The 13,757-nt window shown below is 71.3% G+C and carries 15 protein-coding genes; 5 read left to right on the top strand and 10 right to left on the bottom strand.

Annotated elements, in window-relative coordinates; translation table 11 throughout:
- Nucleotides 1-18 precede the first annotated feature (18 nt).
- Nucleotides 19-750, top strand: coding sequence for a bifunctional DNA primase/polymerase (locus PBV52_RS12855; protein WP_274238478.1), 732 nt, complete (start codon nucleotides 19-21; stop codon nucleotides 748-750).
- Between the two features lie 19 nt (nucleotides 751-769).
- Here the strand turns inward: PBV52_RS12855 and PBV52_RS12850 are convergent, their stop codons facing one another.
- The 6 genes from PBV52_RS12850 to PBV52_RS12825 form a co-directional block, all read right to left on the bottom strand.
- On the bottom strand, nucleotides 770-1,762 hold the full coding sequence (locus PBV52_RS12850) for a hypothetical protein (protein WP_274238477.1): 993 nt from the start codon (nucleotides 1,760-1,762) through the stop codon (nucleotides 770-772).
- Nucleotides 1,722-2,594: an iron uptake transporter permease EfeU gene (gene efeU / locus PBV52_RS12845; protein WP_274238476.1), complete on the bottom strand. Its 873-nt coding sequence runs from the start codon at nucleotides 2,592-2,594 to the stop codon at nucleotides 1,722-1,724. Before efeU ends, PBV52_RS12850 begins: the two co-directional genes overlap by 41 nt.
- Before the next feature lie 3 nt (nucleotides 2,595-2,597).
- Nucleotides 2,598-3,887 (bottom strand): iron uptake transporter deferrochelatase/peroxidase subunit, encoded by a 1,290-nt coding sequence (efeB, locus tag PBV52_RS12840; RefSeq protein ID WP_274238475.1) that lies wholly within the window; start codon nucleotides 3,885-3,887, stop codon nucleotides 2,598-2,600.
- 22 nt (nucleotides 3,888-3,909) lie between these two features.
- Nucleotides 3,910-5,052, bottom strand: coding sequence for an iron uptake system protein EfeO (gene efeO, locus PBV52_RS12835; RefSeq protein WP_274238474.1), 1,143 nt, complete (start codon nucleotides 5,050-5,052; stop codon nucleotides 3,910-3,912).
- Nucleotides 5,053-5,180: 128 nt separating this feature from the next.
- Complete coding sequence (locus PBV52_RS12830; protein ID WP_274238473.1) at nucleotides 5,181-5,999, bottom strand: heme ABC transporter ATP-binding protein; 819 nt, start codon at nucleotides 5,997-5,999, stop codon at nucleotides 5,181-5,183.
- Between the two features lie 50 nt (nucleotides 6,000-6,049).
- Nucleotides 6,050-7,138: an iron ABC transporter permease gene (locus tag PBV52_RS12825; RefSeq protein ID WP_274238472.1), complete on the bottom strand. Its 1,089-nt coding sequence runs from the start codon at nucleotides 7,136-7,138 to the stop codon at nucleotides 6,050-6,052.
- Nucleotides 7,139-7,255: 117 nt separating this feature from the next.
- On the opposite strand from PBV52_RS12825, the gene PBV52_RS12820 reads away from it, so the two are divergent.
- The 3 genes from PBV52_RS12820 to PBV52_RS12810 all read left to right on the top strand — a co-directional run bounded on the left by PBV52_RS12820 (nucleotide 7,256) and on the right by PBV52_RS12810 (nucleotide 9,646).
- Nucleotides 7,256-8,143 carry a hypothetical protein gene (locus PBV52_RS12820; protein WP_274238471.1) on the top strand — a complete coding sequence of 296 codons (888 nt, stop codon included), beginning with the start codon at nucleotides 7,256-7,258 and terminating at the stop codon, nucleotides 8,141-8,143.
- Entirely contained in the window at nucleotides 8,136-8,780 is a 645-nt protein-coding gene (locus PBV52_RS12815; protein WP_274238470.1) for a PhzF family phenazine biosynthesis protein, read from the top strand. The genes PBV52_RS12820 and PBV52_RS12815 overlap by 8 nt, the downstream gene beginning before the upstream one ends.
- A gap of 68 nt (nucleotides 8,781-8,848) precedes the next feature.
- Complete coding sequence (locus PBV52_RS12810) at nucleotides 8,849-9,646, top strand: hypothetical protein (RefSeq protein ID WP_274238469.1); 798 nt, start codon at nucleotides 8,849-8,851, stop codon at nucleotides 9,644-9,646.
- An 18-nt stretch (nucleotides 9,647-9,664) separates the two neighbouring features.
- Here PBV52_RS12810 and PBV52_RS12805 read toward each other — a convergent pair whose 3' ends face one another.
- Both PBV52_RS12805 and map read right to left on the bottom strand, forming a co-directional pair.
- On the bottom strand, nucleotides 9,665-10,312 hold the full coding sequence (locus PBV52_RS12805; RefSeq protein WP_274238468.1) for a heme oxygenase (biliverdin-producing): 648 nt from the start codon (nucleotides 10,310-10,312) through the stop codon (nucleotides 9,665-9,667).
- Nucleotides 10,313-10,425: 113 nt separating this feature from the next.
- A complete protein-coding gene (map, locus tag PBV52_RS12800) occupies nucleotides 10,426-11,283 on the bottom strand; it encodes a type I methionyl aminopeptidase (protein ID WP_274238467.1) in 858 nt (285 codons plus the stop codon).
- 69 nt (nucleotides 11,284-11,352) lie between these two features.
- On the opposite strand from map, the gene PBV52_RS12795 reads away from it, so the two are divergent.
- Complete coding sequence (locus PBV52_RS12795) at nucleotides 11,353-11,583, top strand: hypothetical protein (RefSeq protein WP_274238466.1); 231 nt, start codon at nucleotides 11,353-11,355, stop codon at nucleotides 11,581-11,583.
- Here the strand turns inward: PBV52_RS12795 and PBV52_RS12790 are convergent, their stop codons facing one another.
- Nucleotides 11,584-12,954 carry an MFS transporter gene (locus PBV52_RS12790; RefSeq protein ID WP_373921854.1) on the bottom strand — a complete coding sequence of 457 codons (1,371 nt, stop codon included), beginning with the start codon at nucleotides 12,952-12,954 and terminating at the stop codon, nucleotides 11,584-11,586.
- Nucleotides 12,955-13,048: 94 nt separating this feature from the next.
- Complete coding sequence (locus PBV52_RS12785; RefSeq protein ID WP_274238465.1) at nucleotides 13,049-13,651, bottom strand: hypothetical protein; 603 nt, start codon at nucleotides 13,649-13,651, stop codon at nucleotides 13,049-13,051.
- Nucleotides 13,652-13,757: the final 106 nt, after the last annotated feature.

Genomic DNA, 13,757 nt, shown 5'->3' with positions numbered 1-13,757 from the left:
AGCGAGGCGAGGGGATAGATGAGCGCGGAGTTGGGCGGCCGGACCGGCCTACAGGGCAAACTCTCCCAGTGGCTGCGCGGACGCCGTCCGAAGGAGGCCGCCGACGAGGGCGGCCGGGAAGCCCTGCTGCTCGCCGCCGCCGCGACGGGACTGCCCCTCGCACCCGCCGCGCACCCGGCCGGCTACCGCTGTTCCTGTGACCGGGTCGGATGTCCCACCCCCGCCCGGCACCCCGTGTCCTTCGCCTGGCAGACGCAGTCCACCACCGACCGCGCCCAGATCGAGCGCTGGGCCCGCCACCAGCCCGAGGCCAACTTCATCACCGCGACCGGCATGGTGAACGACGTCCTCGACGTGCCGGTCGAGGCCGGGCGCGAGGCGCTGGAGCGGCTGCTCGCCGCCGGTATCGAGGTCGGCCCGGTCGCCGAGAGCGACGACGGTCGCCTGCTGTTCTTCACCCTCACCCGCGGCACCCCCGAGGACGAGGACGAGTGGTGGCCCTGCGAGCTGGACTGCCACCCCGAGACCATGGACGAACACCCCGGACTGCGCTGGCACTGCCGCGGGTCCTACGTCCTCGTACCCCCCGCGAGGCTGCCCGGCGAGGGCCAGAGCGTGCACTGGGTGCGTGGGCTCGAACACCCGCTGCCCGACCCGCTGAGCCTGCTGGAAACCCTCACCGACGCCTGCGCCCGCTACGCCGGCCAGGAGCCCGACCACGTCTCCGCGGCCTGGCCCCTGCGCCGCTGAGGCGTAGCGGCGGGCGGCGCTACTCGCCCTTCGCCGACGTCAGGCCCTGGGTCCGGCCGATGACCTGCACCTTCCCCGAGCCCTTCGGGTCCAGGGCCACCTCGTTGGAGATGATGTCCATCGTCAGCGACTGCTTTATCTCGCCCTTCGTCAGCGCCTCCACCGCCTTGCCCGGCGAGGGGACGCTGGTGCCCGCATAGGCCGTCCGCTTCTCGTAGTAGCGCGTGGTGAAGAACACCAGCGCGCCGCCGTCCGCGGTGCGCAGCGCCAGCGGGGCGTAGTCGCCGCTCGTCAGCGGCTCGTCGATGAACTGGCTGACCAGGCCCGGCCGCTTGGCGGCCTTCCTCCGGTCGGCACGCCACTCGCTGGTGTGGCGGCCGGGCGCGAAGACGCCCTTGCCGTCCTTGAGGTAGCCGGCGTACGACTTGCTCAAGTCCCCCGGCGGCACGGCCAGTTCGGTCGAGTTCGCGGGGATGGCCTCGGCCCAGCCGTCCTTGTCGGTCTTGAACTTCGGTACGTCGCCGGGGGCCACCAGCGTCAGATACGCGGCCTCCCACGGCTCGTCCAGGCCGCCCCGGGTGAACACGAAGATCCAGCGCGCGCTGCCGAACTTGTTGCCGGCTGCGTCGGCCACGAACCAGCGTGGCCAGCCTGCCTTCTTCGGGATCGTGTACGTGACGTCCGACAGCTCCAGCGGGGTGTGCGCCGCGTTGCCGCCGGGGTTGAGCGCCTTGCCCGCCTTCAAGCGGGCACTGTCGATGTCGCTCAGGGCGCCGGTGACGTAGTCGGCGTCGAGCGAGCTGTCGTACGCCTTGTCCGCCTTGTTGTACGCGCTTGTGAACTGCTGGAGGGCCTTGGCGGCCTCCGCCTTGGTGGCCGAGGGGAGTACTTCCTTCTCCCCGTGGACGACCACGCATCCGCTCGCCGTCAACGACAAAGCGGTCACGGAAGCCGCTATCAGTGCGCTCCGGTCAAGCCTGCGGAGCCTTCGAGGGCCGCGATCCCTGCTCATCAGGTGCCTTCACCTTCCCCTTCCCGGAGGCGAACCCTACCGGGGCCAGGAACAGCGCGAGCGTCGGGACCAGGTACAGCAGCCACACTGTGACCTGGAGGACGGTCGGGTCCGGCTGGAAGTTGAAGATGCCCTTCAGCAGGGTGCCGTACCAACTCGACGGATCGACGGTGTCGCTGATGTCGAAGGCCAGGTTCTTCAGGCCCGGCAGCCAGCGCGCCTCCTGCAGGTCGTGGAAGCCGTACGCCAGCACACCCGCCGCCACGACGACCAGCATGCCGCCGGTCCAGGTGAAGAACTTGGCGAGGTTGATGCGCAGGGCGCCGCGGTAGAACAGCCAACCCAGGACGATCGCCGTGACGATGCCGAGGGCCACGCCGATCAGCGGGCGCGGGGAGCCGTCGCCGGCCGCGCGCACCGACGCCCACACGAACAGGGCCGTCTCCAGGCCCTCCCGGCCGACCGCCAGGAACGCGGTCGCGACCAGCGCGCCCGTGCCCATCTGCAGGGCCGCGTCCAGCTTGCCGTGCAGTTCGGCCTTCAGATGCCGGGCGGTGCGCCGCATCCAGAACACCATCCAGGTCACCAGGCCCACCGCGAGGAGCGACAGGGAGCCGCCGAGCGCCTCCTGCGCCTCGAACGTCAGCTCCTGCGAGCCGAATTCGAGCGCGCAGCCGAAGCCCAGCGCGAGGGCGACGGCGACGCCGATGCCGATCCAGATGGGCTTCAGCGCGTCCCGGCGGTCCGTCTTGACCAGGTAGGCGATGAGGATGCAGACGACGAGGCTGGCCTCCAGCCCCTCGCGCAGTCCGATCAGGTAGTTGGAGAACACCTGCTACGCCTCCTTGCCGAACAGCGAGCTGCCCCACCAGTCGTCCTTGCCGCGGACGCCGGGCGGGACCGCGAAGAGCGCCGAACCCACGTGCTGGATGTACTCGTTGAGGGAGTCCAGGGCCAGGTTGCGCTGGATCTTGATGAACCCGGTGCGCGGGTCGCGCTGGTAGGCGAGGAAGAACAGCCCCGCGTCCAGGCGGCCCAGACCGTCGGTGCCGTCGGTGAAGGAGTAGCCGCGGCGCAGGATCGTCGCCCCGTCGTTGGAGTGGGGGTGCGCGAGCCGGACGTGCGCGTCGGGCAGCATCGCCTTCAGGAACGGCTCGTCGCGCTCCTTGGCCTTGCCGACCGGGGCGCCCTCGCCCTTGTCGCGGCCGATGATGTCCTCCTGCTCCTGCAGGGAGGTGCGGTCCCAGGTCTCGATGTGCATGCGGATACGGCGGGCGACGAGATAGGAGCCGCCGGCCATCCACTCGGGGCCCTCCTTCCCGTCCACCCACACGAACTTCTTCAGCCGGTCCGTCTCCGTCCCCGCGATGTTGCGGGTGCCGTCCTTGAAGCCCATGAGGTTGCGCGGGGTCTGCTCGTCGGGGGTCGTGGACGAGGTCTTCCCGAAGCCGAGCTGGGACCACTTGATGACGACCTTGCCGAAGCCGATCCGGGCCAGGTTGCGGATCGCGTGCACGGCGACCTGCGGGTCGTCCGCGCAGGCCTGGATGCACAGGTCGCCGCCGCTGCGGTTCTTGTCCAGGTTGTCGCCCGCGAACTTCGGCAGCTCGACGAGGGCTTCGGGGCGGGCGTCCGCGATGCCGAACTGCTCGCCGTACTTCTCGAACAGGGACGGTCCGAAGCCGATCGTCAGCGTCAGCCGCGACGGCTTCAGGCCCAGCGCCTCGCCGGTGTCGTCCGGCGGCGCCTCGGCCAGGCCGCCGAACGCGCCCTCGCCGACCGCCTGCCCGGCGGTCATCCGGCGCGCGGCTGCCGTCCAGTCCTTCAGCATCTGCACGAACTCGGCGCGGTCCTCGGTCTTCACGTCGAACGCGGCGAAGTGCAGCCGGTCCTGCACGGGCGTGGCGATACCGGCCTGGTGGTCGCCGTGAAAGGCGATGGCGGCGCCCGTCGCGGCGCCGGCCGGGGCGGCGTCGTCCGCGGAGTCGCCGTCACGGGCCATCGCCACGGCACCGCCGGCCGCGACGGCCCCGAGCGCGAGCCCGGCACCGCCCCAGCCGATCAGCGCACGTCGGGAGGGAGCGGCGGCCTCGGAGGAAGTCGCGGCTTCGGCAGAGTCGGTCATGACCGTGTTCTCCTGGGTCTCGCTACTTCACGACAACGGCTGCGGCGAGCTTGGACAGCGGCTCCGCGAGGGAGTTGACGCCGTCCGACAGGTCCTTGCGGTCGGCCTCGCCGACCTTGTCGTACGAGGTGAAGTCGTAGGACGACTTGTCCGCGCGGTACTTGTCGAGCAGCGTGTTCAGCCCTGCGAACTGCTTGTCGAGCTCGGTGACCAGCGCCGCGTCGTTCTCCTTGGCGACGGGCTTCAGCAGCTCGTAGGCCTGCTGGGCGCCCTCGACGTTGGCCTTGAAGTCGACGAGGTCGGTGTGCGAGTAGCGCTCCTCCTCGCCGGTGACCTTGCCGGTGGCGACCTCGTCGAGGAGTTCCTTGGCGCCGTTGGCCATGGAGGTCGGGGTGATCTCGGCCTTGCCGACCCGGTTCTGCCAGTCCTTCAGGTCGGTGATGAGCTGGTCGGCGAGGGTCTTGTCCTCAGCGGTGATCTTCTTGTCCTGCCAGAGGGACTTCTCCAGCCGGTGCCAGCCGGTCCACTTCTGGCCGCCCTTCAGACCGTCCTCGCGGAGGTCGACCTTCGGGTCGATGTCGCCGAAGGACTCGGCGACGGGCTCGGTGCGCTCCCAGCCGATGCGGGAGGGGGCGTAGGCCTTCTTCGCGGCCTCGACGTCGCCGTCCTTGACGGCCTTGGCGAACGCCTCCGCCTTCGGCAGCGTCTCGTCGGCCTGCGCCTGCGCGTACTCGCGGTAGGCGGCGACGGCCTTGTCCAGCCGCGGGTCACGCTTGGCGGCCGTGCCCTTGCCGGTGGCCTTGACGGCCTGCCGGATGCCCTCGCCCTTCATACCGGGCTTGCAGGCGATGGTGTAGTCGCCCGCCTTCACCTCGGCGGTGACGGTCTGCTTGGTGCCGGGGCCGATGTTCTCGCGCTCGGTGACGATGCGGTCGTCCGGGAAGAGGACGTAGACCTCGGTGACCTTGGAGCCCTTGTTCTCGATGGCGAGTTCGACGTGCCCGGCCGGAAACTCCTTCTTCGACACCTCGCACTTGTCGTCCGTCGCGGTCACGTTGACGACCCGGTCGCCACCCGCCGAGCTGCCCTTCTCGGTGCACCCCGTGACGGCGGCCAGAGCCGCCGCGGTGGCTATGGCAGTGGTGACGGAGAGTCTGGCTCGCATGAAGGCTCCAGGAGATGGCCGAAAGTGTGCGTGACGGGCCTCACATTGCAGCAAGGTGAGGCTTGCCTAACGCAGATAAGGATCGCCTAAGTGGCCAAAAACGTGCCCATGGATAAGTCAAAGGAAAGTCAAAGGTTGCGTAGCGGGGTCACCAATAGCCCTCCCGTTCGAGGGTGCGAAAGCACTTCGACCGGCTGGTCGTACACCTCCGACAGCAGCCGCTCGGAGAAGACCTCGGCGGGCGGCCCGTCCGCCGCGACCCGCCCGGCGCGCAGGACGGCGACCCGGTGCGCGTAGGCCGCCGCGAGCCCCAGATCGTGGAGGACGACCACGACCGCGTCCCCGGCCCGCGCCCGCTCCCGGCACAACCGCAGCACCAGTTCCTGGTGTTTGAGGTCGAGGGCCGCCGTCGGCTCGTCGAGCAGCAGCAGCGGCGCCCGCTGGGCCAGCACCCGGGCGAGCGCGACCCGGGCCCGCTCGCCGCCGCTGAGCGCGGAGAACGGCCGTACGGCGAAGGCGGTCACCTCGGTGGCGGCCATCGCCTCGGCCACGGCCAGGTCGTCCTGAGTGGGCGAGGTGGCGTGGGGCGCGCGGCCCATCCGTACGACGTCCTCCACCGTGAAGGGGAAGGAGAGCGTCGCCGACTGCGGCAGGACCGCACGGCGCAGGGCGAGCTCGGGGGCGGACCACTCGGCCACCGGGCGCCCGTGGACCCGCACGACGCCTTCGGTGGCCGGGAGGTCGGCGGCCAGCGCGCTCAGCAGGGTGGACTTTCCGGCGCCGTTGGGTCCGACGAGGGCCAGGACTTCGCCGGCGCGGACGGTGACGCAGACGCCGTGGAGCACCTCGCGGGCGCCGAGCCGGACGTGGAGGTCCTCGGCCTCGGCGAGGACGTCTCCGGGTTCGACGGGTGCGGGAGGGGTGGGGCGGGGGCGGAGGAGTCTCACGGCAGGGTTCCTTGAGGTGACGGGGGTGGGGGGCGCTGGACGCTGTTGGGCTAGGCCCAACCCCCTTGCCGGCGCCGAGTCCTGCGCAGCAGCCAGAAGAAGAACGGGCTGCCCAGCAGGGCCGTAAGGACACCGAGCGGCAACTCCGCCGGCGCCGCCACGGTCCGTGCGGCGAGATCCGCCGCGAGCAGCACCACCGCCCCGCCCAGCGCGCTGCCCGGAATGAGGAACCGGTGCCCGGGCCCCGCGGCCATGCGCAGCAGGTGCGGCACGACGAGGCCGATGAACCCGATGACCCCGGAGACACTGACCGCCGCGGCCGTCAGCAGGGCGACCACCAGGATCAGCGCGATCCGCATCCGCTCCACGTCCACCCCCAGATGCCGCGCGGGCCGGTCGCCGAGCGCGAGCAGGTCCAGGCGGCGGGCGTACAGCGGCGCCACCACCAGCCCCACGGCCGCGCAGGGCAGGACCGCCGTCACCTTGGGCCAGGTGGACTGGGCGAGGGAGCCGAGCTGCCAGAAGGTGATCTGGTTCACCGCGGCCGTGTCCGCGAGGAAGATGAACAGGCCGATGAGCGCCCCGGCGAAGGCGTTGACGGCGATGCCCATGAGGATCAGGGTCACGACCTCCGTACGGCCGCCCGAGCGGGACATCGCGTACACCAGCAGCACGGTGCCCAGCCCGGCGACGAAGGCCATCGCGGGGAGCGTCCAGTTGCCGAGGAAGGTCAGCCCGAGCGAGATGGCGGCCACCGCTCCGACCGCCGCGCCCAGGGAGACGCCGATGGTGCTCGGCTCGGCCAGCGGATTGCCGAACACGCCCTGCATCAGCGCTCCGGCGCAGCCCAGCGAGGCTCCGATGAGCAGCGCGAGCACGATCCGCGGGAAGCGGACGTTCCACAGCACCGACTCGGCGACCCGGTCCAACTCGCCGCCACCGAGGCCGACTCTGTGCTGCACGGAGGCGAGGACGTCCCCGACCGGGATCGGGTAGGCGCCGATCCCGGCGGCGACCGGGACGAGGGCGAGGAGGGCGGCGCTCATGCCGACGGTCAACAGCCAGGCGGTGGTGTGCCGTCTGCGGGGCGGCGGCGCTGTGGCCACGGCTTCGGGCGCGGCCTTCTCCAGTACGGTCATGCCGTATCCCCCTCGCAAGCTCCTGATGGGTAAAGATTAGGTTAGCCTTACCTTCTCTTGCCACCGTCCATGTCGACCGCGGGCAGCGGCGGCGGACGCAGGCGCCAGACTGTCCTCATGGACAGGGGGCACAGGGAACTGCTGGGGCCGGGACGGCTCGTGCTGAACGTGGAGGGCCGTACCGGCCCGTCGGCGTTGCGCTTCGAGACGGTGGGCGACGGCCGGATACTGCTGAGGCAGGGGGAGCGGCCCGTCCTGCTGGGCCGGTCGGCGGGCGAGGGCTGCTGCCCGGAGCTGTATCTGCACCGCCTCGACGGCTACCGCTCACCTTTGCCGCCGCTGCGTTCGGCGGCCATGCGATCGTCCGTCAACTGGCCGCACCAGTACGCACGTTGGCTGGAGGAGGCGGACGGGACGCCCTTGCGGGACGGACGCTGGGAGCTGGCCCGCCGGAACGGTTTCCCGCCGGGTATCTGGACCGAGGACTTCGTACGGGACTGGCCGGCCGGCCGTCTGGAGCTGTACTGCGGCGGCGGCTGGCACGGAGTTCTCCCCCTGCGCCCGCTCTCCCCACCGGATGCCGGGCGCGTGAAGGCGTACCGCAAGCACGCCCGGGAGGGCACGCTCGCGCCCGTCCTGCTGTGGTGGGTGACCTTCCTCGACGGCTGGCTGATCCTCGACGGCCACGACCGGGCGGTGGCGGCGCTCGCGGAGGAGCGGACGCCGCAGTGCGTGGAGCTGAGCCAGGTGTCCGACGAGGAGGACTGGCGGCGGGCGGCCGAAGAGGTGACCGAGGGACATGAGCACCGCATGCGACAGCTGACGGCGCGCCCCGACGATCCGGCCACGGAACGCCAACGGGCCACCATGGAACGGGCGTACGCCGACACGATCGCCTCGCTGCCCTACGGCGGGCTCCGCACTCCCCTCCTGCCTCTCCCCGGCGGAGCCGCCACCTGGGACGACCTCGCCGCCCGCGTGATGTTTCAATTCCCCCGTGACTGACTACGACGTCCTCCGCGTCTTCTGCGGGCCGAGCGGTGGATACGGCAACGAACTCGGCGTCGTCCGCGAGGGCTCCGTGATCCCCGAGCGGAGCGACCGGCAGGCGTTCGCAGGGAAGCTCGGCTTCAGCGAGACCGTGTTCGTGGACGACCCCGAGCGCGGGGTCATCGACATCTACACACCGACCCTGCGGTTGCCCTTCGCCGGTCACCCCTGCGTCGGTACGGCCTGGCTGCTCGACGTGCCCGAACTGGTCACACCTGCGGGCGTGGTGGGCGCGCGGCTGGACGGGGAGTTCAGCTGGATCGAGGCGCGTGCGGAGTGGGCCCCGCCGCGCACCCTGCGGCAGTACGCGACGGCCGCCCAGGTGGATGACCTGGACGTACCGCCACCTGGTGAGTGGATCTACGCCTGGGCGTGGGAGGACGAGGCGGCCGGACGTATCCGGGCCCGCGGCTTCCCCGGCCGGGACGACGGCATCGAGGAGGACGAGGCGACCGGCGCGGCGGCGCTGCTGCTCACCGACCGCCTGGGACGCGCCCTCAACATCACGCAGGGAGCCGGGTCCCAGATCCTCACGGCGCCGCAGCCGGGCGGGTGGGTCGAGGTCGGCGGGCGCGTGGTGCTGGAGCGCTGACACCTGGTGCGGACCACCGGATGCCGCCACACTGGGCCCGTTGTCGGGGCGGGCGCTGGGGGGAACCGGTGGACGGCTGGGTCGCGCTGCTGTTGTGCGTCGTCGTGGGCGGATTCCTCGTGTGGTACGCCCACTATCCGTTCCTCCCGAGCAAGTGGCGGTACGGCTGCCCCGACTCCAGGCATCGCCCGGAGCGGCAGGCGCTGGCCAAGGCGCGCAGAGCTCGGCGGACGGGGCGGGACACGGCCGCCCGCATCGTCGCGGAGGCCGAACGCGGCTTCGCGGACGGCATCGAGCCCTTCCAGCGGCGTGTTCAGGAACTGAGCAGGGCACGGGAGGAGCTGCCCCGGCAGGGCTCGGGCCAAGAGGTGAAGCCGGAGCTGTGGCTGTGGCCGCTGGGACTCCTTGAGCACGAGCTGTTGTTCCTGAAGGAGGAGGCCGCCGAGGGGCAGGGCGAGCCCAGGAAAGCGGTCGACGAGCGGTTGCCGCTGGCCGGCGTCACCGTGAAACTCGACTGCTCCCAGGATCACGTCTACATCCGGGTGGCACGGCCGGACGGCACCAGGCGAAGTCAGCCCTACCCACGGCACCAGGAGATCGCCGCGGACGCCCTGGTCGAGGCCATCCACAACCAGGTGGTGAAGCACGAGGAGTTCAGCCGGGACCTGCAGCGCCGCGACGCCGACCTCGTCGCGGAGATCAGGCGGGCCGAGGCCGACCTGGCGAAGGCCGAGGAGGCGGGCCGTCCCGCGCTCGACGGGGCCAAGGAGCGGGCGCGCACCGTACGGGCTCGGGCCGATGCCGGGCTGCGGACCGCCCGGGACACCTGGAGGACGGACGGCGGCGGTGTCCGGCCGCCGTGGTGAGAACGGCGGCGCCGGGCCTCACGCCGACAGCGGGAACTCCTCGCCCAACGCCCGGAACACCGCCGTGTTCAGCGCGAACGCCCTCTTGCACTCCGCCACGATCCGCTGCTTCTCCAGGTCGTCCGCCCGCACCGCGTCCAGCAGTTCGCGGTAACTCCGCTTGAACGCCGCCGGGTTGGCGATCTCCTCGAAGACGTAGAAGCGGACCCCGTCGCCCTTGCGTGCGAAGCCCCAGGTCTTCTCCGCCTTGTCGCGGATGATCTGGCCGCCGGAGAGGTCGCCGAGGTAGCGGGTGTAGTGGTGGGCGATGTACCCGGCCGGCCAGTCGTGGGCGCACTCCCGCACGCGGTCCGCGTAGGCCCGGGTCGCCGGCAGTGCCGACACCCCCGCCCGCCAGTTCGGACCCCGCAGATGCGCCAGGTCCCGCTCCAGTGACGCCAGCCGGAACAGCTTCGGCTGGATGAACGGACCGGCCACCGGGTCCGACGTCAGCCGCTCGGTGCCGGTCTCCAGCGCCTCGTACACGAACCACAGCTGCTCGGTGTAGCGCGCGTACGCGTCCACGCCGAGCCGTCCGCCGAGCAGGTCGCTCATGAACGTCGAGGTCTCGGCCTCCACGTGCTGTTCATGGGACGCGGTCCGGATGAGTGTCGAGAAGGACTCCATGGGACACATCCTCTAAGGTAAGCCTTACCTAAGTTAACAGCTTGCCGACACCCTGTCGGTAAAAGCGTACAAGAGAAAGCCCGCCCTGGCAGGGCGGGCTCGGTGATCGATGATCAGGGCAGCGTCAGGATCTCCGCCCCCGTCTCCGTCACCACCAGAGTGTGCTCGAACTGCGCCGTGCGCTTGCGGTCCTTCGTGACGACGGTCCAGCCGTCGTCCCACATGTCGTACTCGTGCGTGCCCAGCGTCAGCATCGGCTCGATCGTGAAGGTCATGCCGGGCTGGATCACCGTCGTCGCGTGCGGGCTGTCGTAGTGCGGGATGATCAGGCCCGAGTGGAACGACGAGTTGATGCCGTGGCCCGTGAAGTCGCGGACCACGCCGTAGCCGAAGCGCTTGGCGTACGACTCGATCACGCGGCCGATGATGTTGATCTGGCGGCCCGGCTTGACCGCCTTGATCGCGCGGTTCAGGGACTCGCGGGTGCGCTCCACCAGCAGGCGGCTCTCCTCGTCCACGTCACCCACCAGGTACGTGGCGTTGTTGTCGCCGTGCACCCCGCCGATGTACGCCGTCACATCGAGGTTGATGATGTCGCCGTCGCGCAGGACCGTGGAGTCGGGGATCCCGTGGCAGATCACCTCGTTGACGCTCGTGCACAGGGACTTGGGGAAGTTGCGGTAGCCGAGCGTGGAGGGGTAGGCCCCGTGGTCGCACATGTACTCGTGCGCCACCTTGTCCAGCTCGTCCGTCGTGACGCCGGGCGCGATCGACTTCGCCGCCTCGGCCATCGCCCGCGCGGCGATACGGCCGGCGACCCGCATCGCCTCGACGGTCTCCGGGGTCTGCACCTCCGGACCCGTGTACGGCGTCGGCGCGGGCTTGCCGACATACTCGGGGCGACGGATGTTTCCGGGCACGGAACGGGTGGGAGAGAGCTCCCCTGGTACGAGCAGCGACTGGCCAGACATGCCAGCGAGTCTAAGACAGCCGCCATGGGGGACCATGTCCGTGGCGATCCCAGGCGAGAGGAGCCGGTCATGGCCCTGTTCAAGAAGCGCACGGTCGGGAAGCCCGGCGAGTGGTACTACTGCCTCGTGCACAAGAAGGTCGAGGAGGGGCCGGAGTGCCCGGCCAAGGACCGCTTCGGGCCGTACGCCAGCCGCCCGGAGGCCCAGCAGGCGATGGACCTCGCGCGGGAACGCAACCTGGAGTGGGAGAACGACCCCCGGTGGCACGACGCCCCGACGGGTCCGGCGGACGACGACTGATCACCCCTCCGCGGGTGCCGACGCAGGAGCCGGTGCGGCCGCTGCCGCCGCCCGCTGCTCCCGCAGCCGTACCGCGTGCTCGTTCGTCCGCGCGTCGTACGTCATGAGCTTCGGCAGGCACAGCGCCAGCAGCCCCACCGCGCCCACGCACAGCAGCCCGCCCGACCAGATGGACGCCCGCACACCCTGCCAGGCCGCGACACCGCCCACGTAGGTCTGGCCGAGCTGCGGGCCGACCGAGTACGACAGCAGCTCGATCCCGGCGAGCCGGCCGCGCAGCTCGTCCGGGATCGTCTGGTTCCACATCACCCCGCGGAAGATGCCGCTGACCATGTCGGCGGCACCGCCGAGGGTCAGGAACAGCAGCACCAGCCATACGTCGCCGGAGACGCCGGCTGCCGCGATGGCCGTGCCCCACAGCGCGGCGGACAGGACCACGACCCGCCCGTGCCGGTGCACCCGCGAGGTCCAGCCGCTGGTCAGGCTCACCAGCATCGCGCCGGCCGGGACGGCGGCGTACATCAGGCCGAGCGACCAGGGGGCGTTCAACTCGTCCGCGAGGAAGGGCAGGACGGCGAGCGGCATCGCGAAGAGCATCGCCGCGATGTCGATGACGTACGTGCCGAGGAGTTCCTTGCGGCTCCAGGCGTAGCGGGCGCCCTCGGTGATGGCCTTGAGGGACGGTTGCGTGGCCTCGTGGGAGGCGGGGGAGGCGGCGATGCCGAGCGTGAGCAGGACGGAGACGACGAAGGTCAGCAGGTCCGCGCCGTAGGCCCAGCCGAGCCCCGCGTACGCGACGACCACGCCGGCCAGGGCCGGGCCCGCGACACCGCCGACCTGCCAGCGCAGCGCGTTCAGCGAGGCGGCGGCCGGGAGGTGGTCGTGGGCCACGATCCGGGGCAACAGGGCGTCCAGGGCGGGGCGTTGGACCGAGACGAGGGCGGAGGACAGGGCGGCCACGACGTACAGCGGCCAGACGGTGGGGCTCGGCAGCAGCGCGTTGACCAGCAGCGCCGCGCTCAGCACCGCCTGCCCGGCCTCCGTCCACACGATCAGCTTCCGCTTGTCGAGCGCGTCGGCGAGCGCACCGCCGTACAGCCCGAACGCGATCAACGGCACCAGCTCCACGGCCCCGATCGCCCCGACGGCCGCGGCGGACCCGGTCAGCTCCTTGATCTGCACCGGCAGCGCGACGAACGTCAGGAAGCTGCCGAACGAGGAGATCAGGCCCGCCAGCCACAGCCTCCGGAAGTCGGCGGAGGCCCGCCAGGGGGCGAGGTCGGGGAGAACGGCACGCAGGCGGGAGGGAAGGGGAGGGTGCGGGGGAGCAGGCGGGGGAGCCGGGGAAGCGGTGGGGGAGTCGTCCGTCACGACGGGTCATGCTCGGGTGGGGCGGTGTCGGAGGCAAGCGGTTTTGTGCGGGGGGGGGGGGGGGGGGGGGGGGCGGGGGCGGGTCCCGGCCAGGTCACCAGCGCGCAGGTGGCGGTGCCGTCAACGACTCCGCCAGGCGGGCCAGGCGGTCCCGCAAGCGGCGGCGGCTCCTCGGCGACGGCACCGCGTTCTCGCCGGCGGCCGCGCTGACCAGGTGCTGCACGGTGTCCAGGTCCAGCTCCGCGCCCTTCGGCACGGCCAGCGTCTCGTGGGCCATGGCCGTCAGCTCTCCCTCGTCGGCGCCGAGCGCCAGCACCGTCGCCCCGGCTCGCCGGACGTCGTGCACCCGTTCCAGGAGCGGCGCCCCGGGCTCGTCCGGCGACACCACCAGCAGCGTCTCCCCGCGCCGCGCCGCCGCCAACCGCCCCAGGCCGACGGCCAGATGTGCCGGATCCGAGGCGCGCGCGTCATGCCGTACGAGTGTCGGGGCGAGCTCCGGCGTCCCCGACCACGCGGCCTCGTCCACCAGATGAGCCGCCAGATGCCACGGCTCGTACGCCGGAGTGCCGACCAGCAGCAGCCCGCCCCCGTGCGAGACCGCCGACGACCGCAGCGCCCCCGCGAACCGCCGGGTGGCACCCAACCACTCGGTTCCGGCGAGCACTTCGCGCAACAACGCGACACGTACGGCGTCCATGCGACCGCATCCTGCCCTAGCCGACCACTCGTGACCCGGAGTTCACCACGAATTCGCCCAACCTGGGCAGAGGGATCCGTCATCCAACGGGTCACCGGTCATTCGA

This window comes from Streptomyces sp. T12, assembly GCF_028736035.1.
Lineage (GTDB): Bacteria > Actinomycetota > Actinomycetes > Streptomycetales > Streptomycetaceae > Streptomyces.
The sequence above is the reverse complement of the archived record's forward strand: the minus strand, read 5'-3'. Positions and strand labels throughout refer to the sequence as shown.